This window comes from Sporosarcina sp. 179-K 3D1 HS, assembly GCF_047228905.1.
Lineage (GTDB): Bacteria > Bacillota > Bacilli > Bacillales_A > Planococcaceae > Sporosarcina.
On the sequence record NZ_JBFEGI010000002.1, the window covers coordinates 204,244 to 225,555 of the forward strand.

At 47.3% G+C, this 21,312-nt stretch carries 21 protein-coding genes; 18 read left to right on the forward strand and 3 right to left on the reverse strand.

All coding sequences use genetic code 11. The annotated features are described in order from the left end of the window. Positions 1-9 precede the first annotated feature (9 nt). Complete coding sequence (locus tag AB1K83_RS03695) at positions 10-648, reverse strand: GntR family transcriptional regulator (RefSeq protein ID WP_413056803.1); 639 nt, start codon at positions 646-648, stop codon at positions 10-12. Between the two features lie 346 nt (positions 649-994). Here AB1K83_RS03695 and AB1K83_RS03700 point away from each other — a divergent pair, with 346 nt between their 5' ends. The 15 genes from AB1K83_RS03700 to AB1K83_RS03770 all read left to right on the forward strand — a co-directional run bounded on the left by AB1K83_RS03700 (position 995) and on the right by AB1K83_RS03770 (position 17,804). Beyond that, positions 995-2,095 carry a TRAP transporter substrate-binding protein gene (locus tag AB1K83_RS03700; RefSeq protein WP_413056804.1) on the forward strand — a complete coding sequence of 367 codons (1,101 nt, stop codon included), beginning with the start codon at positions 995-997 and terminating at the stop codon, positions 2,093-2,095. Positions 2,096-2,108: 13 nt separating this feature from the next. Beyond that, a complete protein-coding gene (locus tag AB1K83_RS03705) occupies positions 2,109-2,612 on the forward strand; it encodes a TRAP transporter small permease (RefSeq protein ID WP_413056805.1) in 504 nt (167 codons plus the stop codon). Then, positions 2,609-3,913, forward strand: a complete 1,305-nt coding sequence (locus AB1K83_RS03710; protein WP_413056806.1) for a TRAP transporter large permease — start codon at positions 2,609-2,611, stop codon at positions 3,911-3,913. Before AB1K83_RS03705 ends, AB1K83_RS03710 begins: the two co-directional genes overlap by 4 nt. 235 nt (positions 3,914-4,148) lie before the next feature. Beyond that, the gene (locus AB1K83_RS03715; protein ID WP_413057076.1) at positions 4,149-5,645 is read left to right on the forward strand and encodes a 4-hydroxyphenylacetate 3-hydroxylase family protein; all 1,497 of its coding nucleotides are present in this window, start codon (positions 4,149-4,151) and stop codon (positions 5,643-5,645) included. Between the two features lie 26 nt (positions 5,646-5,671). After that, on the forward strand, positions 5,672-7,525 hold the full coding sequence (locus tag AB1K83_RS03720; protein WP_413056807.1) for a XylR N-terminal domain-containing protein: 1,854 nt from the start codon (positions 5,672-5,674) through the stop codon (positions 7,523-7,525). A 206-nt stretch (positions 7,526-7,731) separates the two neighbouring features. Further along, the gene (locus AB1K83_RS03725; protein WP_413056808.1) at positions 7,732-8,520 is read left to right on the forward strand and encodes a fumarylacetoacetate hydrolase family protein; all 789 of its coding nucleotides are present in this window, start codon (positions 7,732-7,734) and stop codon (positions 8,518-8,520) included. Continuing rightward, entirely contained in the window at positions 8,517-9,275 is a 759-nt protein-coding gene (locus tag AB1K83_RS03730) for a fumarylacetoacetate hydrolase family protein (protein ID WP_413056809.1), read from the forward strand. The genes AB1K83_RS03725 and AB1K83_RS03730 overlap by 4 nt, the downstream gene beginning before the upstream one ends. A gap of 14 nt (positions 9,276-9,289) precedes the next feature. Next, a complete protein-coding gene (locus AB1K83_RS03735) occupies positions 9,290-9,676 on the forward strand; it encodes a 5-carboxymethyl-2-hydroxymuconate Delta-isomerase (protein WP_413056810.1) in 387 nt (128 codons plus the stop codon). Between the two features lie 147 nt (positions 9,677-9,823). Continuing rightward, complete coding sequence (locus AB1K83_RS03740) at positions 9,824-10,300, forward strand: flavin reductase family protein (RefSeq protein ID WP_413057077.1); 477 nt, start codon at positions 9,824-9,826, stop codon at positions 10,298-10,300. A 37-nt stretch (positions 10,301-10,337) separates the two neighbouring features. Continuing rightward, positions 10,338-11,795 (forward strand): NAD-dependent succinate-semialdehyde dehydrogenase, encoded by a 1,458-nt coding sequence (locus AB1K83_RS03745; protein ID WP_413056811.1) that lies wholly within the window; start codon positions 10,338-10,340, stop codon positions 11,793-11,795. Between the two features lie 33 nt (positions 11,796-11,828). Then, entirely contained in the window at positions 11,829-12,752 is a 924-nt protein-coding gene (gene hpaI, locus AB1K83_RS03750; protein ID WP_413056812.1) for a 2,4-dihydroxyhept-2-ene-1,7-dioic acid aldolase, read from the forward strand. Between the two features lie 73 nt (positions 12,753-12,825). After that, positions 12,826-14,337, forward strand: coding sequence for a 5-carboxymethyl-2-hydroxymuconate semialdehyde dehydrogenase (gene hpaE / locus AB1K83_RS03755; RefSeq protein WP_413056813.1), 1,512 nt, complete (start codon positions 12,826-12,828; stop codon positions 14,335-14,337). 488 nt (positions 14,338-14,825) lie between these two features. Beyond that, complete coding sequence (locus AB1K83_RS03760; RefSeq protein ID WP_413056814.1) at positions 14,826-16,019, forward strand: ABC transporter permease; 1,194 nt, start codon at positions 14,826-14,828, stop codon at positions 16,017-16,019. Continuing rightward, on the forward strand, positions 16,016-17,140 hold the full coding sequence (locus AB1K83_RS03765) for an ABC transporter permease (RefSeq protein WP_413056815.1): 1,125 nt from the start codon (positions 16,016-16,018) through the stop codon (positions 17,138-17,140). The genes AB1K83_RS03760 and AB1K83_RS03765 overlap by 4 nt, the downstream gene beginning before the upstream one ends. Beyond that, a complete protein-coding gene (locus tag AB1K83_RS03770; RefSeq protein WP_413056816.1) occupies positions 17,133-17,804 on the forward strand; it encodes an ABC transporter ATP-binding protein in 672 nt (223 codons plus the stop codon). Before AB1K83_RS03765 ends, AB1K83_RS03770 begins: the two co-directional genes overlap by 8 nt. Before the next feature lie 6 nt (positions 17,805-17,810). Here AB1K83_RS03770 and AB1K83_RS03775 read toward each other — a convergent pair whose 3' ends face one another. Then, entirely contained in the window at positions 17,811-17,996 is a 186-nt protein-coding gene (locus tag AB1K83_RS03775; RefSeq protein WP_413056817.1) for a hypothetical protein, read from the reverse strand. 52 nt (positions 17,997-18,048) lie between these two features. On the opposite strand from AB1K83_RS03775, the gene AB1K83_RS03780 reads away from it, so the two are divergent. The 3 genes from AB1K83_RS03780 to AB1K83_RS03790 all read left to right on the forward strand — a co-directional run bounded on the left by AB1K83_RS03780 (position 18,049) and on the right by AB1K83_RS03790 (position 20,181). Continuing rightward, positions 18,049-18,987 (forward strand): hypothetical protein, encoded by a 939-nt coding sequence (locus AB1K83_RS03780; RefSeq protein ID WP_413056818.1) that lies wholly within the window; start codon positions 18,049-18,051, stop codon positions 18,985-18,987. Between the two features lie 19 nt (positions 18,988-19,006). Further along, entirely contained in the window at positions 19,007-19,588 is a 582-nt protein-coding gene (locus AB1K83_RS03785) for a YdcF family protein (protein ID WP_413056819.1), read from the forward strand. A gap of 179 nt (positions 19,589-19,767) precedes the next feature. Then, complete coding sequence (locus tag AB1K83_RS03790) at positions 19,768-20,181, forward strand: carboxymuconolactone decarboxylase family protein (protein WP_413056820.1); 414 nt, start codon at positions 19,768-19,770, stop codon at positions 20,179-20,181. A 62-nt stretch (positions 20,182-20,243) separates the two neighbouring features. Here AB1K83_RS03790 and AB1K83_RS03795 read toward each other — a convergent pair whose 3' ends face one another. Continuing rightward, a complete protein-coding gene (locus tag AB1K83_RS03795; RefSeq protein WP_413056821.1) occupies positions 20,244-21,050 on the reverse strand; it encodes a histidinol-phosphatase HisJ family protein in 807 nt (268 codons plus the stop codon). Positions 21,051-21,312 lie beyond the last annotated feature (262 nt).

Here is a 21,312-nt window from a genome sequence, read left to right on the forward strand (position 1 = left end):
CCGAAAAGGTCAGTGTTTTTCACGTTTTTTGAATGCTTCCAATGTGTTCATCTTGTGCTCTCGAGCGAATTCCTCAATGACATCCCCGCTCGCCTGCACTTTGATTAGGTCAATCAATTTCTTGTGTTCCTCAATCGATTGAGGTGTCCGGTTGGGCAAGAACGTAAACCCGGTTTGGCGGACAATATCCAAACGATCCCAAGCCTCCTGAATATTTTTGATTACTAACTTGTTTGGGCAAAACGAGTAAATTGTAAAATGGAATTCCCGATTTAACTGACCAAGTTGCTCTAACTCATAATTCTCCAACATCTTCTTCATTTCGTCATTAAGACTGTCCAATTTCCCTATGGCTTCCGAGGGGATATGAGGGGCGCTTAATGATGTCGCATAGCCTTCCAATAAGGCAAGCACCTCAAGCGTCTCCATATACAAATCATTGTCAATTCCTCGGACCACCGCTCCTATATTCGGCTCATATTGAATCAGCTGCTCCGATTCCAACTGATGGATTGCTTCGCGGACCGGAATATGGCTTGAGCCGACCTCCTTTGCAATTTGGTCAATAATGATTCTTTGGCCAGGGGCATATGTTCCATCAACGATTCGGGTACGAATCACTTTATAGGCGTATTGCCGTTTATTCATTTTAGTTTTCATATTCAATATGATATATGAATTTATATATGATTTCAATATATAAAGAAGCCCCTATATAAAAGCGGGGTGACGGATTACAAGTATTTTCATTTTACATATAGATAGGTCGACGATGCAACAAGGTTGGGAGGTGTTCAAGGATATTTCAAACTATAAGAATATTTCTAAAAAGACCTTGATAACATATATTAAATGATATATGATGATTTCAAATAAACCCCATTCAATACGATGTGAGAAACATCCGTCTTGTAAACGTTGTCAATTGAATGAGGCATGTTTCAGAGTCTATGAGCATGAGGTTTATTAAACTTTACTGGGAGTGAGTAATTTGATGTGTACAATCAGAAACAGAAAGTACCAAGCTTCATTCGTATTCCTTCTGATGATGAGCCTCCTTTTGGCCGCATGCGGCGGTGGCAAGGTCTCTGAACAAGTTCCGGTATCCGGGTCCAGCGAAGGGTCGAATGCAGGAAGCGAAGCGGCTTCAGGGAAAGAAGTGGAGCTTGACTTTTCACACTTTTTCCCGCCAAGCCATGAGATGGAAACGGTTGTCGTCCAAGAGTTTGTGAAGGAAGTAGAAGAAGCGACGGGCGGAAAAGTGAAAATCACTACGTATCCGGGATCGTCCTTAGCTGCGCCAGATGGCCAGTTTGATGCTGCCGCAACGGGAGCTGTCGACATTGGTCTAAGCGTTCACAGTTACACGCCGAACCAATTCCCGATGACTTCTGTCATGGAACTTCCGTTTCTCAGTAAAAAAGGGGAGCAAGGTTCCGAGATGCTGTGGAAGCTCTATGAAGAATTCCCGGAATTTGAAGCGGAGTACGCAGGAACGGTTCCACTTTGGCTCTCCACTTCCGATCCGGGCCAAATCTTTACGGTCGGAAAACCGGTTAAAAGCTATGAAGACCTGAAAGGAATGCGCATTCGGTCCCCGTCTGCCGAAACGAATGAGTGGTTGACTGCTCTTGGGGCTACACCGGTATCCATGCCGATGAGTGAAACATATGAAGCACTTGAAAAAGGTGTGGTGGACGGAACGATTGCACCTTGGGAAGCGATTCAAGGTTTTAGCCTTGTAGACGTCATCGACTATGCGACAGTCGGGAACTTCTATATGACGACATTCTTTGTGACCATGAATGAAAATAGCTGGAACTCGCTTGGCGAAGAAAACCAAGCTGCCATTAAAGAATTGATCGGAGAAAAAATGGCGAAGAAAGCCGGCGCCAACTTTGATGATGTAGGACAACGTGCAATTGAGAAGGCGAAGGAAAAAGGCGTCGAAATCTACGAATTGAACGATGAAGAGTTGGCTGAATGGAGTAAACTAATTAATCCGACAGTGGAAAAATGGATTAAGAAGGTAGAAGACAAAGGTCTACCTGGACAAGCGGTTTATGATCGTGCAGTCGAGTTGAGCGCACAATAAGGGGTGGAAGCTTGTGGCGCAAACATTAAAAAAGCTTGATAACTTTTTACATAAGTTATCAAGCTTGCAATTATTTCTTTCGAATGTTCTTTTGATCTTTATGATGTTAATCATCAGTTTTGATGTGATCGGCCGTAATTTCTTCAATAAACCATTGGTCGGGACTTTTGAAATGACCGAGTTGAGTTCCGCGTTACTTGTGTTTTTTGCTTTAGCGATGACGCATCGGCATAAAGAGCATATTAGCATTGACTTTGCGGTTGCAAAATTACCTGAAAAAGCAAAAAAAATATTGGATGGAATTATTGAGCTCGTTATTTTTGCAACGCTGCTCTTTATGAGCAATCAAATGTTTGCGAATGCGGGCCGGATCATGGAAAGGAAAATGACGACAAGTGATTTAGGTTGGCCCGTCTATCCGTTTTTCTATATTGCCACATTTGGCCTTTGTGTCTTTGCACTCGTCGCATTAGCTAGTGCAATTAAATATTTTGCATCGGCGGTGAAGAAATCATGAGTGCAGAAATGATTGGAATGCTTGGGGTTATTGCGTTACTCGTCCTGTTCGCGTTAAAGGTTCCGGTGAGTGTGTCTTTAGTCATCGTCGGGACGATCGGAATCGGGTTCATCCGAAACTGGGAGACCGCGCTTGTTCAATTGGGGAGTACCCCGTTCAGTACGGCGAGCTCCTATTCGTTGAGTGTTATTCCGCTTTTCATTTTGATGGGGATGTTCCTATCGTATAGTGGATTCGGAAATGATTTGTATACGGCAGTCGATTCGTGGATTGGACATATCAGGGGCGGTCTTGCCATTACGACGATCGGTACGAGTGCGCTTTTCGCATCGATTTCCGGATCGGTTAATGCGACGACTGCGACAATGGCGCGGATTGCTTTGCCTGAAATGAAGAAATACAAGTACGATGAAGGATTATCCACTTCTGCTGTGGCCGCGGGTGGGACATTAGGGATTCTAATTCCGCCTAGTGTCATCTTAGTGCTTTACGGTGTTCTGACGATGGAGCCAATTGGTAAGTTATTGATAGCGGGAATTATCCCTGGGATCCTCCAAATGCTCCTCTTTATGATAGTGATTTATTTTATCGTCGTCAGAAAACCGGAACTTGCACCCGTCACCCCGAAAAAGCCATTCATGGTGAAGGTGAAATCGCTGAACAGTGTCTGGCCTTTTGCTGCCCTTTTCCTGCTCAGTATCGGAGGAATCTATTTCGGTTTCTTCACTCCGACCGAAGCAGGTGGAATCGGCGCGTTTGGTGCTTTCCTATTGGCGGTCGCCACGAGGAGGCTGAGCTGGGCTGATTTTAAAACATCTCTAAATGAAACGACCAGATTAACGGCCATGATGTTTTTCATTTTAATCGGGGCGGATATCTTTAGTAAGTTCCTCGCGTTAAGTCGCATTCCAGTCGCCATTACACAATATGTGAGTGAACTGGATGTATCCCCGATGCTAATCATGTTCTTCATTTTAGTCGTTTACTTCATTTTAGGTATGTTCTTGGAAGGTTTGGCGATATTCGTATTGACATTACCTGTCGTATATCCATTAATCATTGAATTAGGATTCAATGGCGTATGGTTCGGGATCGTCATGGTGCTGGTGATGAATATCGGATTGGTAACACCGCCACTTGGATTAAGTGTCTATATCATTAGTGGTGTCGCAAAAGATATTCCGATTGAAAAGATTTTCCGTGGGGTCATTCCTATGTTATTTGCAATGATTCTTTGTTTAGTGCTGATTGTGATTTTCCCACAAATCGTCACAATCCTTCCAGATTTCATGAAAGGATAGTACATAAGACTTTTGGAAGCTGCAAATGCAGTTTCTGAAAGTCTTTTTTGTTTGTTAGCAAATCCTCGTCCTATTCAACAATATTTGTCTTAAATTTTATTCATCTCCAACAAGTATTATCGTATACAGCAGTTACAGAAATCTTTATTATAGATTGTAAGTTGATAGAAAATAATGATAAGTTAAAGGGGCGGATCATATGACTACGATGGCGAACGCGAAGAGCGGTAAGCGGATGATGGATGGGAAAGATTATATGGAAAGCTTGCGTGACGGACGGAAAATCTTTTTGAACGGGGAAGAGATCGATGATGTGACAACGCATCCGGCTTATCAAAATTCGGTCCGGTCGATGGCGCGCCTCTATGATGCGCTGCATGACAAAGACTCGTCCAAGATTTTGACAACAACGACAAAGGAAGGGATCCGTACGCAAAAGTTCTTTAAAGCATCCGAAAGTGCGGCGGAGTTGTTGGAAGCCCGGGATGCCATTGCGGAATGGTCGAAGCTCAGTTACGGGTTCATGGGAAGAACGCCTGATTACAAAGCGGCGTTTACCGGTCATCTCGGACCATACGCGGAATTTTATAAAGGATTCGAGGACAATGCCCGCAGATGGTATGAAAAAACGATGACGGAAGTGCCGTTTTGTAACCATACGATCATCAATCCGCAAATGGACCGGTCGAAGCCGCTCCATGAAAATAAAGACGTGTTTGTCCGTGTTGTAAAAGAAAGGGATGATGGCATCATTGTAAGCGGTGCCAAAATGGTCGGAACTTCCGCAGCGATTACGAACTACAATTTCGTGGCCAATTACTCACCGGTCGATCTCGTGGACGACGATCTCGACCATGCGCTAATTTTCTTTGTGGAAATGAATGCACCAGGCCTGAAAATCATTAGCCGACAGTCCTATGAATTCATGGCGGCCGTAACGGGGACGCCATTTGACTACCCATTGTCCAGCCGGTTTGATGAAAATGATGCGGTCATTGTCCTTGATAATGTCTTTGTCCCTTGGGAGAATGTGTTTGCGTACCGCAATGTCGAAATTGCCAATGGTTTCCGGGGAAAGACGGGCTGGATGAATCGCTATACGCTGCATGGGTGCACCCGCTTCGCGGTGAAACTGGACTTCATGGCAGGACTGTTGATGAAAGCGACGGAAATGTCAGGAACAAAAGGATTCCGTGGTGTCCAGGCGAATATTGGACAACTAATTGCATGGCGCAATACGTTCTGGGCCATTTCGACAGCGATGGCTTCGAAACCTGAACAAGGGGTGAATGGTGTCTGCCTGCCGAACAGCCAATATGCGACGGCATATCGGGTCCTAGCTCCGACTGTGTGGCCGCAAGTAAAGGAGATCTTTGAAACAGTCGTCGCTGGCGGCCTGATCCAATTGCCGTCAAGTGCCAAAGATTTTGCCAACCCGGAGCTGCGTCCATTCTTAGACCAATACTATAAAGGGTCGGGTGTCAGCGCGGAAGAACGGGTGAAGCTGATGAAACTGATCTGGGATGCAATCGGCACCGAATTCGGCGGCAGGAACGAATTATATGAAATCAATTATGCCGGCAATCATGAGAATATCCGATTGGAGACATTGAAAGTCGCCGATCAGACAGGCCAATCCGCCATCTATAAATCTTTCGTGGATGAGGCGATGAGTGATTATGATTTGAACGGCTGGACGAACGATACGTGGGTGAACGCCCACCAGAAATGAAAGAATGAAGGGGGCTATTCACGACGATGATGGATCGGCAGCCAATCCTACAAGAAAAAAACGGAGTGATCCAACTGGAAGGTGAGCGCATTTTGCTCACCTCCGCTGCCGTTTTCGGGACGCTTCGCAAAGATTTGATAGAAAACTTGGGCAGAGAACGGATGAAAGGGTTCCTGTTGCGCTACGGATGGAATCTGGGGGCGGCGGATGCCCAGAAAGTTCTCGATAGTCCACAGACTTCGATTGAAGAGGCGCTGAAGCAAGGACCACGCTTACATATGCAAAAAGGCTATACGAATACGACAACGACTCAATTCAACCTCAATAAGTCAGAGGATGGGCGAGTCGAATCGGTTTCTGTCAGCGGTATCTGGTCGCATTCCTATGAAGCGGAAGAATCGCTGCGCTTGTTCGGAATCGAAGGTGAACCCGTCTGCCATACACTCATCGGGTATGCGAGCGGCTTCTATTCCAGGATTTGCAATCAAACAATCATCTTCAAAGAAGTGGCATGCAGGGGAATGGGCAATCCGGATTGTCGTTACATCGGGCAGACTCTGGAACAATGGGGCGGGGAAGCGGAGGAAGAACAGCAGTATTACGAAAACAATGCGATCATCCACGAACTGGAACAGACATATGAGCAACTCCGGGAAGAACGGGATCATTTGGCGAAGGTGGCCCTCATCCATAAGAGGCTAGCAGAAGAATTGATGGACGGAAAGGACTTGGATTCGATTGCGGAGGTCATCGTTGCCGTTACGGATACGCCGATTCTAATAGAAGATATCCATTTCCACCGGATTACGTCAGCCGGGATTTCAGAAGTTGAACTCCAGAAAATCGGGGAAGAGTTCCAGGCATATGCCAAGGATGTGCAGCCTTTTCAACCGAAACAGACGATACAATTTCAGACGGATGGATTCATCCGGCTGATGGCTCCAATTTATCTGCAGAAAAAGATTTATGGTTATTGCTCTTTTATTTATAAACTAGGGGACAACGCTCCTTCGGACATTGATCAAATGATCTTGGAACGTACGGTGACGGTCTGCTCGCTTTATCTATTGAATGAAAAAGTGAGCTTCGAGGCGGAAGAGCGGGTGAAAGGCCATTTTTTGGATCAAATGCTGAGTGGCCAGTTTAGCACGATGGAGGATATCCGGAAACGGGGGAGCCATTTCCAACTCGATCTGCAAAAGCCGTATTATATGATTGCGTTGGAACAGACCGGTTCGGGAGAGAAGCTATTCCTGAATGAACGGATTATGGAGGAAACCTTCCATTTATTTAAAAATCGGAAGCCGGGTCTATTAGTGGGGCAGCAAAAAGGTTATGCCGTCTTGTTAGTCCAGTCAGATTTAGCTGACGAAGATCAAGGGATCATTCCGTTTTGCGAAAAGCTGCTGAATCATTTGCAAACGAATGTGCCACATTATCTGCTCCGCATTGGCATCAGCACGAAAGGCGGACGGCTGGAAGATGTGAAAGGCCGTCTTGATGAGGCGGTCCTGGCTTTGAAGCTAGGGGACCGGAAAGAAGCCATCATGTCGTTCGATGACCTTGGCGTGATGGGGATCTTGATGAACTCGTTACATAAAGAGGCCATAGAGCAAAAAGGGAGGCAGCTGCTATCGCCTATCTATGAAAACGATGACCGGAAAGATTCGGATCTGATCCAGACGATGTACATCTTCCTGCTTAACGGCGGGAACTTGGAAAAGACGATGCGGGAGTTGTCCCTATCCATGAGTGGGCTCCGCTATCGGATTGAAAAAGTGGAATCATTGCTTGGTAAGAATCTCCGAGATCCAGAAACAGCTTATGAAATGACTTTCATCCTAAAAGCGCTAATAGCAGCAGGCGAGTTAAATTTATAAAAACAATCCATGATTGATGTGCACCCCGAAAGTTAGATTTTGACTCTAACTTTCGGGGTGCACGTCAGATACGGGGATTGTTTTTTATTTTATCTAATGAGGTCGAACAGCTAATTCTTGAAATCATATATTTAATGATATATGATTATGTTGGTAGGAGAAGTTTGAAAGATTCGTATATTTTGATTGCACAAGGAGTGAGATGGATGAAAAAGGCGAAAGTCAAACTGCTCGGCATAAATGAACTGGTCGAAGTGGATGTGAATACAAAGGAAAATACGGTTTCATCAGCCGGGAAGGTCCATGGGGTCAGTGAAATTCCATTGGATGTTCCGGTAAGGGGTACCATTTTCGGGACCGCACTAAACTATAAAGGTGCTTTGGAACAATTGGGCGATGCGGTGAATGAAAAACCTTATAATGCGCCACCGATTGCACCGATCCTTTATATCAAACCAGCCAATACATATAACCGGAGCGGCGGGGTGATCCCGATGCCAGAAGGGATGAACGAATTGGAAGTGGGCGCTTGCCTCGGATTGGTGATCGGAAAGCAAGCGACGAAGGTGGCCGAAGCGGAAGCTTTGGAGTACATTGCCGGTTATACGGTTGTAAATGATGTCAGCGTGCCGCATGCAAGCATCTATCGTCCGGCGGTCCAGCATAAATCGCGGGATGGTTTTTGTCCGGTCGGTCCATGGATCGTCGAACGGGATGCTGTGGAGAATCCGGATCGGTTGGGCATCCGGGTCTTCATCAATGATGAGCAGCGCCAGGAAAATACGACAGCCAATCTGATCCGCCCCATTTCCAGGTTGCTAGCGGATGTTACGGAATTCATGACGTTGAGCGCCGGTGATGTCCTGCTGGTCGGCATACCGGAGCAGGCACCTCGGGTTCAAGTCGGAGATTCCGTCCGGATTGAAATCGAAGGAGTAGGAATCCTGGAAAACACGGTAGGTACAGAATCGGATGTATGGGAGGTATTGACATGAAAAAAGCCCGTGTAGCTTTTGGAGGTTCTATACATGAAGCGATCGAATGGGAAGGTCGCTTGAAACTGGACGACGGACGGCTCGTTGAAGAAAACGAAGTGACTTGGCTCCCGCCAGTCGAACCTCGTACCGTCTTCGCCCTTGGTCTGAATTATGCGGACCATGCAGCAGAGCTAGCGTTCGCGGCACCCGAAGAGCCTTTGGTATTCCTCAAGGGGCCGAACACTTTCATCGGCCATAATGGATTTACCCGGCGTCCTGCCGATGTGACGTATATGCACTATGAATGTGAATTGGCGGTCATCATTGGAAAAACAGCCCGTAATGTGAAAAAAGAAAAGGCCTATGACTATGTAAAAGGGTATAGCGTTGCAAATGACTACGCCATCCGCGATTATTTGGAGAACTATTACAGGCCGAATCTACGGGTTAAAAATAGGGACACATGTACAGTGATGGGACCTTGGTTTGTAGACGCCGAGGACGTGAAAGACCCGATGGATTTGAAATTGACGACTCATTTGAACGGAGAGCTCGTTCAAGAAGGGACGACAGCGGATATGATATTCGACATTCCGTCATTGATCGAGTATTTGAGCAGCTTTATGACATTGAGCGAGAATGACATCATCTTGACAGGCACTCCGAAAGGTTCGGTTGATACGGCGGTCGGCGATGTTGTCGTGACGGAAGTCGAAGGGGTCGGGCGGCTCGTCAATACGATTGTCGGCGATGAGGAATTTGCCGGCAGGTAAGGAGGAAGAGTGGAATGCCGCATTTTATAGTGGAGTATTCAGATAACCTGAAAGACGAAGTGAAGATGCCTGAATTGCTGAAGAAAATCCATGAAGTGATGATTGCCAGAGATTCGGTGTTCCCAATCGGCGGGCTGCGTTCGAGAGCGATTGAATTGAAGGATTATCGTGTGGCAGATGGCGCAGAAGACGATGCGTTCGTCCATGCGACATTGAAAATCGGCGCCGGCCGACCGGAAGATGTAAAGAAAGAAGCCTGCGACGCTTTATTCGAAGTGATCAAAGACCATTTTGCCCCAGTGATGGCAAAGCGCTACTTGGCACTCTCAATGGAATTATATGAATTCAGTGAGGCGGGCACGTATAAGCAAAATAATATACACATCAGATTTAAAAAGTAACGGAATTGTGAAAATACAAATTGAAATCATATATGATTTGGTATATGATAAATGGGAAGTTATGATTCTAACACCTCCAATGGATTTTATTTACTAATTTCTCAACAATAGAAGGGAGCTGTCATCATGCAGCAAGTAGACAAAGAGATCGATGATCGTTTATTCCGGAATGCCATGGGAAGTTTCGCGACAGGTGTAACGGTCATTACAACGGAAAATGAAGAGGGTATCCATGGCATGACTGCGAATGCGTTCATGTCGATTTCACTGAATCCGAAGCTGGTTGCGATCAGTGTCGGAGAAAATGCAAAGATGCTCGAACATATTCAAAAGGCAAAGAAGTTTGCAGTAAACATCCTGTCTGCTGATCAGCAAAAGGAATCGATGCAATTTGCAGGTCAGTTGAAAGATAATCCATATGAAGTTTCGTTCACAACACATCAAGGGCTTCCAATTATCGAGGATTCTTTGGCAAACGTCACTTGTGAACTGCATAGCCAGTATGTGGCAGGCGATCATACGATTTTCATCGGTCATGTGACAGGCGTCATCTTGACGGAAAGAGATCCGTTGTTATTTTTCCAAGGGAAATACCGCGATTTAAAAGAACTGGAACAACAATAATCATCGGAAGCAAACGGTAAAAGGATGTGATGGAGGAATGGAAACAGTGACGAAAGTGGAGAAACATCATTTATATATAGATGGATCATGGACTGAGCCGGAATCAGGCGAGTATTACAATGTGGTCAACCCCGCTACGGGAGAAACGATTAGTCAAGGATCGTATGGGGATGATCGGGATGCCAAAAAAGCGATTGACGCGGCACATGCAGCATTCAAGGAGTGGGCTGCAATTCCGGCAACGAAGCGAAGTAAATACCTCGTCCGCATTTATGATCTATTACTTGAAAACGCCGATCGTCTGGCACGGACGATTTCGGAAGAAATGGGCAAACCGATCCGTGAGGCACGCGCTGAAGTGAGTGCGGCGGCTGAATATGTCCTTTGGAATGCAGAAGAAGCGAAACGGACATACGGCGACGTTATCCCTTCACCGATCAAATCAAAACGTCTCCAGACTATCCGTCAGCCGGTCGGACCGGTTGCAGCCATCACGCCTTGGAACTTCCCGCTGTCCATGGTGACCAGAAAGATCGCTCCTGCTTTGGCGGCAGGCTGTACGGTTGTATTCAAGCCGGATAGTCAAACACCGGGCAGTGCTGTCGAGTTTTTCAAAATTGCGGAAGCGGCTGGCTTGCCGAAAGGCGTGTTGAATCTGGTAACGGGGAATTCGTCCAAAATTGGCAGCGCGGTGATGCAAGATCAGCGTATCCGGAAAATCACATTTACCGGATCGACGGAAATCGGAAAACTGCTGCTCAGGCAGGCGGCTGAACAAGTGAAAGGCGTGTCCATGGAACTTGGAGGCCATGCCCCGTTCATCGTATTCGAAGATGCCGATCTGGACAAAGCGGTGGAAGGTGCCGTCGCGAGCAAGTTCCGCAATAGCGGGCAGACGTGCATTTGCACAAATCGCATCTACGTCCAGGAATCGATCAAAGACCAGTTCTTGGAGAAGATGAAGGCGAAAGTGGAACAACTCGTCATCGGAAACGGCTTGCGGGAAAACACCGAGTTCGGCCCGGTTGTCAACGCAGGCAGCTTGGATAAAGTGAAAAACCAAGTGCAAGATGCCGTAGCAAAAGGTGCTGTCATCGTTACTGGAGGAGAAGAGTGCAAAGTGGAAGGACATGAAAATGGTTTCTTCTATGCCCCGACAATCCTCTCTGACGTGGACGAAAGCATGCTGATCACGTATGAAGAGACTTTCGGTCCGCTTGCACCTGTTTATACATTCAAGACGGAAGAAGAAGTAATCGAGAGGGCGAACGATTCCATTTATGGATTGGCTTCTTATTTTTACACAAATGATCTGAGCCGTTCCATTCGCGTCGCAGAAGCGCTGGAATATGGAATGGTCGGTGTGAACGATGCGTTGATCACATCCGTCCAAGGTCCATTCGGCGGTGTTAAGGAAAGTGGCCTTGGTCGAGAAGGCGGTCCAGACAGCCTAAGCGAATTCTTGGAAACAAAATTTATTTCAACCGGCCTATAAGGCAATTAATTCATAGAAGAGGAGACGATTACAGTGGCATACGAAGAAGCAAGAAAGAAAATCAGAGGGTCGATCTGCCCAGTTATCACACCATTCAAAGAAGACGGCTCCATTGATGAAAAGACATTTGTGGAACTTATTAATTGGCAAATTGAAAGTGGTAGCCATGGAATTTCCGTTACTGGAACGAGTGGTGAGCCAAGCTCAATGACGGTTGCGGAGCGTAAACAAGTCATGAAACTCGCGAAGGATGCAATCGATGGACGTGTATTCTTCACGCCAGGCACAGGCTCCACAAACCACGATGAAACGATGGAACTGACGAAATATGCGGAAGAAATCGGTGCGGACGCGGCAATGGTGATCGTCCCTTACTATAACAAACCGAACCAGGAAGCATTGTTCCAGCACTTCAAAACGGTTGCGGATTCCGTAAAGATTCCAATCATCATCTATAACATCCCAGGCCGTTCCGCTGTCAACATGGAAGTGAGCACAATGAAGCGCCTTGTCGAAGCTTGCCCGAACATCATCGGTGCAAAAGAATCGAATAAAGACTTCGAACACGTCAACCGCGTCCTATTGAACTGTGGCCGTGACTTCCTACTGTTCTCGGGAATCGAATTGCTTTGCTACCCGATGCTTGCAATCGGCGGCGCTGGGTTCATCAGTGCGACAGCAAACGTTGAGCCGAAGCGCGTAGCTGAACTATACAATGCTTGGGAAGCGGGAGATATTGCGAAAGCACAAGATCTTCACTACGAATTAATGCCATTGAATGACGTATTATTCAAAGATACGAACCCGGCACCTGTCAAAGCGGCGCTTGGAATGATGGGCAAAGCGACGCCGAAACTGCGTATGCCACTAGGTTTGCCATCGGCTGAATTGCAAGAGGAAGTCCGTGAAACATTGATCAGCCTGGACATCCTGCCAAAAGAAGTCGCAGCGAAGTAATCCGAATGTCCATCCGGTAGTGCCAAGCACTGCCGGTTTCCCTAAAATCTAAAGAGAAAATAGGTGAACACGCATGACGTCCGTAAAAGATCAAAAAGCGTTGACGCATACGAAACAGAAAGATATTCTTCTTTATATTAACAATGAATTCGTGCCAAGCGTCAGCGGAGCAACGATTAAAAATATCAACCCGTTCACGAATGAACAGATTAACGAAGTCGCAGAAGGTCGCGCGGAAGATATCAACAAAGCTGTCGCAGCTGCTAGAGAGGCATTCGACAATGGCCCATGGCGCACAATGAAGCTGGAAGAAAGACTCGCATGCATCTACCGCATCGCGGATCTGATTGATGAACACCTTCCAGAAATCGCATATTTGGAGTCTTTGGACACAGGGCTTCCAATTGCACAAACGCGTGCGATGGTCAGCCGTTCTGCAGAAAACTTCCGTTTCTACGCGCAGATGGTGAAAACCCGTCTAGTCGGTGATGCGTACCAAGTGGATGAAGAATTCATCAACTACACCATTCATAAACCGGTTGGGGTAGCAGGCTTAATCACTCCATGGAACGCTCCATTCATGCTGGAAACTTGGAAAGTGGCTCCGGCATTGGCAACCGGTAACACGGTTATCCTGAAACCAGCGGAATCGTCCCCGTTGACGGCGAATCTGCTAGCGGAAATCATCCACAAAGCAGAGTTGCCAAAAGGTGTCTTTAACGTTGTCCACGGTTATGGGGAAACAGCGGGTGACGCACTGGTACGCCATGAGGATGTCCAGCTCATTTCCTTCACAGGGGAAACGACAACAGGTTCGACAATCATCAAAAACAGTGCGGATACTTTGAAAAGCTGCTCGATGGAACTCGGCGGAAAATCGCCGATCATCGTGTTTGAAGACGCTGATTTTGACCGCGCACTCGATGCAGTTGTCTGGGGAATCTTCTCCTTCAACGGTGAGCGCTGCACAGCAAACTCCCGTCTCTTCGTACAAGAAACGATCAAAGACGAGTTCGTCGATGCGTTGAAAGAACGTGTCAAAAACATCCGGATCGGGGATCCGCTTGACCCTGAAACGGAAGTCGGTGCATTGATCGATAAAGGACATTGGAATAAAGTGAAGAGCTACGTGGAAATCGGAAAAGAAGAAGGTTGTGAAATCTTCTCCGCTGAAATTCCGGAAGAATTCTCCAAAGGGAACTTCGTAGCCCCAACACTACTTCTGAACGCAGATAATAGCATGCGAGTGGCACAGGAAGAGATCTTCGGGCCAGTCATGGCGGTCATGACGTTCAAAGACGAAGAAGAGGCCATCAAGCTGGCGAACGATATCAACTACGGTCTGGCTGGTTACGTCTGGACAAACGACATCAAGAAAGGCCACCGCGTCGCGCATGCTGTTGAGGCAGGCATGCTATGGGTCAACTCCCAAAACGTCCGTGACCTCCGCACTCCGTTCGGCGGTTCAAAATCATCCGGAATCGGCCGCGAAGGTGGACATTACGGTTTCGATTTCTATACAGAACAGAAAATCGTCCACGTCTCGATTGCAGAACATCGAATTCAACAGTTCGGGAAGAAATAAATTTGAAAGGGGCTGTCCATTCGGGCGCCCCTTTTCTGGTTGGCCTATTTTGAGCGTGCCTGGCCCTTTCAAATGATTTTTGGAACTTTGCAACGAGTCCTCCAAAGTGCACAACGTTTACAACGAACCTCACAATATTTTCTCCGCCCTTCAAAACGCTTCCATCAAAGTTTTCAACGTTCTTCAGGACCTCTCAAAGTTCCAGGTAAAGTTCGAAATGTTTAATTCAAACCTCAAAACATTTCCTCCCAAGTTCGAAACGTTTAATTCAAACCTCGAAACACTTTCTCTCAAGTTCGGAACACTTCCCCAGAACTTCACAACGTTATCCCGCTTTTTAGCGTTTTCATAGATCTACCCGACGTTCCCCCTCAACCTCGCTACAATTTGTTATACTAGTCTCATCTATGCAATCCAAAGAATCGTATAAAACCTATCAAAGATTGGGCGTGAGCGGTTTGCTATCCATTCAGCGGATATTATTTTTCATGAATCAATACAGGATCCAGTTGAAGAAGAGGTGGGCGACCCTGCTTCTTCTTTTATTATTGCCCGTCCTCCTGGTTGGACTGGCGCTACGGATTGTCGCGGGCCTGCTTGTTCCGGAGGAAGATGCGGCGATCCGGGTGGCGCTCGTCGATGAAGACGGGACGAAGGAGTCGCAATTATTCTCGAAAGTGCTGGAAGAGACTGCAAGCGGGAATGCCTTGCTGCAGATTGTGACGCTGCCCCGGGAAACGGCGGAGGAGTTCATCCATAACAATGAGATTAGTGCCTATTTTTCATTCCCTGAAGGGTTTACGGATGATCTGTATGAGGGTGTGTCCGTCACGCTACCGATCATCGGCAACCCAAACCAGCCGATGGAAAGCCTGGTCGTCAAGGAATTGGTCGAAAGCATGTCCCGGCTGCTCGCCACGGCACAAGCGAATATCCTTACTATCAATACATATGCGAAGCAGACCGACATGACCAAACAGGAACGATATGACCTCATGCTGAAACAGTTCATAGATTTCACGCTCTATACATTAGGGAAGAATAAACTGCTTGACGAGGAAGTGCTGACGAATGCGGCAACAGCTTCACCGACACAGTATTATTTGCTCGCCGGCTGGTTCATCTTACTGACGATCTGGCTGCTCGTTTTTTACATCGTTACCGGCAAGGAAGAGCATGTAACGATGCAGACCCGCATGCGGCTGATCGGTGTCACGATATGGCAACGTCTGCTTGCGCGTATCCTTCTATCGTTGCTCAGCGGTTGTTTAGCAGGTGGCGCTGCATTTTTCATCGTCAAGAAGTACATTCCTCATGAACTCTTCATGCTAGATTACTTTAGGCTTGGATTATATGTGCTTCTCTATGCCTTGCTATTCCTTGTCGGCCTCGCTTTGCTCGACATCTGGTTCCCATCCCAGCGGAGCGCGTTGTTAATGCAGTCGCTATATGTCGTCGTTCTCCTATTGGCGAGTGGAGCGTTTATCCCGACGGTCTATTTTCCGCAGGCCATTCAAGGGGCGCTTCCTCTTTTATTTTCCAATGAAAGTCTGAAGTGGATGATGGATATCGCGCTAGAAGAGCGGAATTATACCAATTATACGAACCTGGCCTCGTTGGCGGGTGTCGGATTGGCGGTGCTCTGGTTATCGAGTGCAGCGAAAGAGAGGTGGTCCGTATGAGAACGAATTGGATGCCCGCCCTCTTATTCAGGCTGCGTAAGGAGTGGAAGGGAGCTGTTATCTGGCTGCTTTTTCCGATCCTTGCCACAATTCTCGTCGTGAGGACGGTCGGCGGATGGATTGACGAAACGAAAGTGCCGATCGCCTTGGTCGTGGAGGAGGAGAGCCGTCTGGCCGGCCAGTTGGCGGATGAAATCCGGAATATCGAACTGTTCGATGTCCAATCGCTCGATCAGGGAGAAGCGCTTCATAAGTTGGAGCAACACGAACTGGACAGTGTTTTCATCATTCGGAAAGGATATGAAGAGAGCATTTTGGACAACCAACGCAATGCGTTGATTGAAGCGTATTCCTCCAACCGTTCGTTCGCTTATCCGGCGGTGGTGGAAACCATCACTTCCTTGGCCCAGCAAGACGCGGCTCGTTCAAAATCGGCTTATGTCGTCAAGCATCTGTTTGCCGAGCATGGTATGGCAGACGAGTGGAATTACGAGGAAGTCATTGAAAAAAGCAAGGAAAGGCAGCAGGAAGAGGCATTGATCCAGACGACGTTCGCGTTTGCGGATGAGACAGGGAGTCAGGAAGAGTCTGATCGGGAGCTGATCAGCATTCAGGGGGTCTGGTCTTTATTCTCCATTATCGCGACGTTTTTCCTCTTCGATTGGATGTTGAAGGAAAATCGGCCGGCGATGCGAGCGAGGTGGCTATTCACTTCCGTGCCGTTCCCGTATTATGCGGTCGGCATGCTTGTCGTCTATACGGTGATGTTGTTTGCAGTGGATCTTGTAAGCTTTGTAGTCTTCCACGCTATATTCCCTGGAATGCTGAAAATGCTGAGTGTCATAGCGCTGTTCGCTTTCCGGCTCACTGTCAATTTACTGGCGTTCTTGCTATCCGCGTTATTCCGACAGATGTTCCTATTTTATGTCGGAGGCATGGCCATTGCATTGGTTCTCGTCGTGACGGGGGGAGCCATCATTCCGATCCAAGCGGGTCGATCGTTCGAAAGGGTCCACCCGGTCCAAGCGTTTTTGGGCGACTCGGTCCCGGTCGCTACGTTGATTCTACTCGCGGGTCTGCTGGCGATTTGGATCGGGAAGAGGAGGAAAGCATATGCTTGAAGTGAATGGGTTGAATAAAACATATAAAAAGAAGACCGTCTTGCACGATCTTTCATTTGAAATGCAGCCGGGAGAGATCGTCGGCCTTGTCGGGGAAAACGGGGCGGGGAAATCGACCTTGCTGAAAATTTTGGCGACTGCACTCCCGGCGACGGCTGGGAAGGTTACGCTTGCCGGCGTGCCCTACCAAAACGGAAAGGGCGTCCGGCCTAAAATCGGCTATGTCCCGCAGGAAATCGCAGTATGGGAAGAGTATACCGTCGAGCAGAATATGCGGTTCTTCGAGAAGTTATCGTGGAAGCGGCGATCGCCTGAAGAATGCCGGCAACTTTGCCTTGATATGCAGCTGGATTGTTGGAAAGAGCCGGTGCATTCGCTGTCAGGCGGAATGAAACGGAAACTGAACATGGCGATCAGCCTGTTACACGATCCGGTGCTCTTGCTGTTGGATGAACCGACCGTCGGTATCGATTTGAAGTCAAAAACGGAAATTGGCACGTATTTGCATAAACTCGCCAAGCGGGAAGGCAAAATGATCCTATACACGTCCCATGACATGGACGAAATCGGCAATTTGTGCGATAGGGTCTATTCGATAGGGAACGATCCTTTTTACACTGACTTACTGCGTAAACGAGGGATTGCGGTGGAGGAATTGAACTAGCGGTGTTTAACTCCGGCTCCTAAATGGGGCCGTTTTTTTATTGGGTAAAGCCCGATTTGCAAGCAAAGTGCAAAGAAGTGCAACGACTTGGGGACGGGGTGCAATCAAACCCGCTGTCAGTGCAAGCAAGTGGATCCGGAATGCAAGCAAATGCTGTCTTGACATCGGCAATAGAGGAACATTTTTTTCCATGCCCCGTCTTATAGTTAAATGACTGAAACGTCTGTTAAAGGAGAGATTGCCGTTGAAGAAAATCGCATTATATATCCTCACTCCGATTCTTTCCTATTTAAGCGGATTCATTGCATTCAGTCTCGCTTTTTTCACCACCGCGCAGGAATCCATCGGGGGAGAGGCCGTTTGGCTCCTGACAGTAAGCGGCCTTACTTTCCTGTTCATCGGCTTTCCCGTTTATTTGGGGATCATTCATTGGATTGACTCGAAATACAATACATTCAAGGGCTTGCTCTACCCAATGGGCTGCATGCTCGTTTTCTTCATTCCTACCCTGGCCATCAACTTGCGGTATGGCAGCATCAATCTGCTGGCTCCGGAATCGATGCTGTTCCACTTGTTTTTCATTGTCACAGGTGCCGTATTCGGACTTTGCCATTGGGCAATCAAACAGGAGCGGGTTCCCCATGCGCTTGCCTATTCCTTCATAGCCATTGGGATCTTAGCAAGTCTTACTTGGTTGGGTATGGAGAAGTACCATTCCTACGCTACACCGGAAAATGCTTTTGCCGCTGTGGAGGGGGATGTCATAGCCATCCCGGGATACTCCGACTTCTTCGGCCGGGAGCTGCGTTATTTTTTTGTCAAGGAAGGTTGCCTGGGGGTTGCCTATGCAGAGCGGGCGCCGTTCGGTTGGAAGGCGGAGGGGATTTCTTGGAGTAATCTTGAACCGCCAGCAAATTATGCTCGGCTGCACGAATATGGATTTGATGCAGAGAACTTGATCTATGGCTTCGTCAAGCTGGAACCACTATCGGATTATACAGTGGCGATGGAGGGGGCGGAATCCAATATCATCCACCCGCTGCTTCCGGAAGAGGTCAGCAAAGCGTTTCATTTGCAGGACGTATACATATGGTATGCCTCGAAAGAAGAGCTTATAAAAGAAGGGGAAGTAGAATTGGTCGACAAGCGGACTGGCGAAGTGATCGATACGCTGGTGTTTTGATCGGCAGGAGGGTATCAATATGATGAAATTATGGAAATGGCTGGTTTGGTCCGGCCTTTTACTAGCCGCCCTGGGCATGTTCCTATGGGCGTTGACTGGATATTGGATGGGGGAGGGACGGAAGGCGAAAGCGGACGGAAAAAACGAATTTGCAATCGTTCTCGGCGCAAAAGTGAACGGGGAAGTGCCTTCCTTATCATTGCGCTATCGGTTGGACGCGGCATTGGCTTACGGGGAGGCCCAGCCGCATGTGAAGTTTATCCTGTCCGGAGGGCAAGGACCGGACGAAGCAATCACAGAAGCGGAAGCGATGCGACGGTATATGGTGGAACACGGGATTCCAGAAGACCGGCTCATTTTGGAATCAACCTCCACCTCGACGTATGAAAACATTCGGAATTCGAAGGAACTCCTACCGGAAGGCATCACAGCCGTTACCCTTATCACGAGCGACTATCACGTGTCACGCGCGCGTAAAATCGCAACGAACCTCGGCTTGACGACGGATGCGGTAGCCGCCGAAACCCCGCAAGTAGTAAAAGCGAAATTGAAGGCAAGGGAGCGGCTTGCACTGTTGAAGACTTTTTTGACGGGGAAATAAAAAATCGGATTATCTTTCTATTTATGTTGGCATTCATTACAGAGAATAAAAGCAAGATTTGGATTTATTCCAAGGTTTGTTACAATGGTTATTACGATCGCCATTTATCGACATCGTAGAATGGTTTAAACAATATGTACTTAATAAAATGGCGAGTAATACATAGGGAGGTTTTTCAAGTGGCAGAAGATCGGTACCAGCGAGGTTTAGAGAAATTAATGGAGCTTACTTTATCAGATTATGAAAATCCAACAGGCGAGATGGACATCGGGGAAGGATTTAAAGATATTGCCCCTGATTTAAGCAAATATGTTGTGGAGTTTGCTTTTGGAGAAATTTACTCGCGTCCTGGATTGGATAACAAGCAGAAAGTCCTTACAACCATTACAGCCCTTGTTGCACAGGGAAAACCGCAGATCGAGATGCATATCAAGACGGGGCTTAACGTTGGCTTGACACCAGATGAGATTGTGGGCTGCATTATGCATCTTATCCCTTATACAGGATTCCCGAGTGTTCTGAATGCGCTAACAGTTGCTAAAAAAGTGTTTGCAGAACGCGGTGTATCCATTTCAGCGTCTGGTGATCAATAGTTTTACGCAAACAACCCCCATCTGAATGTCAGAAGGGGGTTGTTGATGTTTACGCTTCAGGATCACGCCTTTGCTAGCAGTCCATCAATCGCATGGAAAGTTGGTTCCATCTTGTCAAAAGTCGAAATATATTTAAACCCAATAGACTGGAACAGCTCCAGCGATTCGCGGAATTGGAAGGCGATGTCTTGCGGCTTATGGGCATCGGATCCCAATGTGAGGATTTCGCCGCCGCATTGCTTGTACAATTTCAAAATATCGTCGCTCGGCATGCCGTTAGGTAAACCGTAACGCACGCCCGATGTATTCAATTCAATCCCCTTGCCGTCCGGAATGATGATGTCGAAAATCTCTTTGATGATGTCAAGGTAATCGCGGTCGACCTCTTCCTTCCCATAGCGCTTCATCAAATCGATATGCCCCAAGATGGAATACCGCTTGTAGTTTTTCACACAATAGAGAAGTTCCTCGTAATACGTTGTAAATGCTTCTTCCGTAGTTTTATCCAAGAAGATTTCTCCAAAATGCAGATCTTTTTTATCAACCGTATGCATGGAACAAATGACAAAGTCGAACTCTTCCTTATCCATCAATTCTTCATACTGGCTGAGGATATGCGGCTGAACCCCGATCTCCACTCCTTTTTTGATGCGAATCTGCCCCTCGAATTTTTGTTGCAGCTGAGAAATTGTATCCGCATATTCCTTTTTATTGAAATCGAAAATGAAATCCTTATCCGGGTATTCATAGTCGATATGCTCGGTAAAGCAGATTTCAGACAACCCTTTTTCAATCGATCCTTGTATCATCTTCTCCATCGGAATTTCGCAATCCGCTGAAAATGAACTGTGCATATGATAATCAAACAATGAAAACAACTCCTTAATAGTTTCGTCTAGACTCCGGGCGCCAGAGGCTCGGGGTCATAAGTCAAAGCTGCTCGAGAACCGTGCCTTAATTTCTGCAAAGTACGCAGAAATACGGCAAATCGAACCCTTCGCTGTTCGATTGGCAAAAAGCGCCACAAGTCCGCCCCGTCTTATGCCTGTCGCCTCTAGGCAGGCGCCCTGCGCTTTTATCCTTGACATTTCCTTCATCTCGCTTTATAGTACTATATAACTTTAGTGTAGT

Bases quoted from the DNA above. Each gene is read 5' to 3' on its own strand.
- AB1K83_RS03695 (WP_413056803.1), bottom strand. From the start codon at position 648: ATGAATAAACGGCAATACGCCTATAAAGTGATTCGTACCCGAATCGTT.
- AB1K83_RS03700 (WP_413056804.1), top strand. From the start codon at position 995: ATGTGTACAATCAGAAACAGAAAGTACCAAGCTTCATTCGTATTCCTT.
- AB1K83_RS03710 (WP_413056806.1), top strand. From the start codon at position 2,609: ATGAGTGCAGAAATGATTGGAATGCTTGGGGTTATTGCGTTACTCGTC.
- AB1K83_RS03715 (WP_413057076.1), top strand. From the start codon at position 4,149: ATGATGGATGGGAAAGATTATATGGAAAGCTTGCGTGACGGACGGAAA.
- AB1K83_RS03720 (WP_413056807.1), top strand. From the start codon at position 5,672: ATGATGGATCGGCAGCCAATCCTACAAGAAAAAAACGGAGTGATCCAA.
- AB1K83_RS03725 (WP_413056808.1), top strand. From the start codon at position 7,732: ATGAAAAAGGCGAAAGTCAAACTGCTCGGCATAAATGAACTGGTCGAA.
- AB1K83_RS03730 (WP_413056809.1), top strand. From the start codon at position 8,517: ATGAAAAAAGCCCGTGTAGCTTTTGGAGGTTCTATACATGAAGCGATC.
- AB1K83_RS03735 (WP_413056810.1), top strand. From the start codon at position 9,290: ATGCCGCATTTTATAGTGGAGTATTCAGATAACCTGAAAGACGAAGTG.
- AB1K83_RS03745 (WP_413056811.1), top strand. From the start codon at position 10,338: ATGGAAACAGTGACGAAAGTGGAGAAACATCATTTATATATAGATGGA.
- hpaE (WP_413056813.1), top strand. From the start codon at position 12,826: ATGACGTCCGTAAAAGATCAAAAAGCGTTGACGCATACGAAACAGAAA.
- AB1K83_RS03760 (WP_413056814.1), top strand. From the start codon at position 14,826: ATGAATCAATACAGGATCCAGTTGAAGAAGAGGTGGGCGACCCTGCTT.
- AB1K83_RS03765 (WP_413056815.1), top strand. From the start codon at position 16,016: ATGAGAACGAATTGGATGCCCGCCCTCTTATTCAGGCTGCGTAAGGAG.
- AB1K83_RS03770 (WP_413056816.1), top strand. From the start codon at position 17,133: ATGCTTGAAGTGAATGGGTTGAATAAAACATATAAAAAGAAGACCGTC.
- AB1K83_RS03775 (WP_413056817.1), bottom strand. From the start codon at position 17,996: ATGGAAAAAAATGTTCCTCTATTGCCGATGTCAAGACAGCATTTGCTT.
- AB1K83_RS03785 (WP_413056819.1), top strand. From the start codon at position 19,007: ATGATGAAATTATGGAAATGGCTGGTTTGGTCCGGCCTTTTACTAGCC.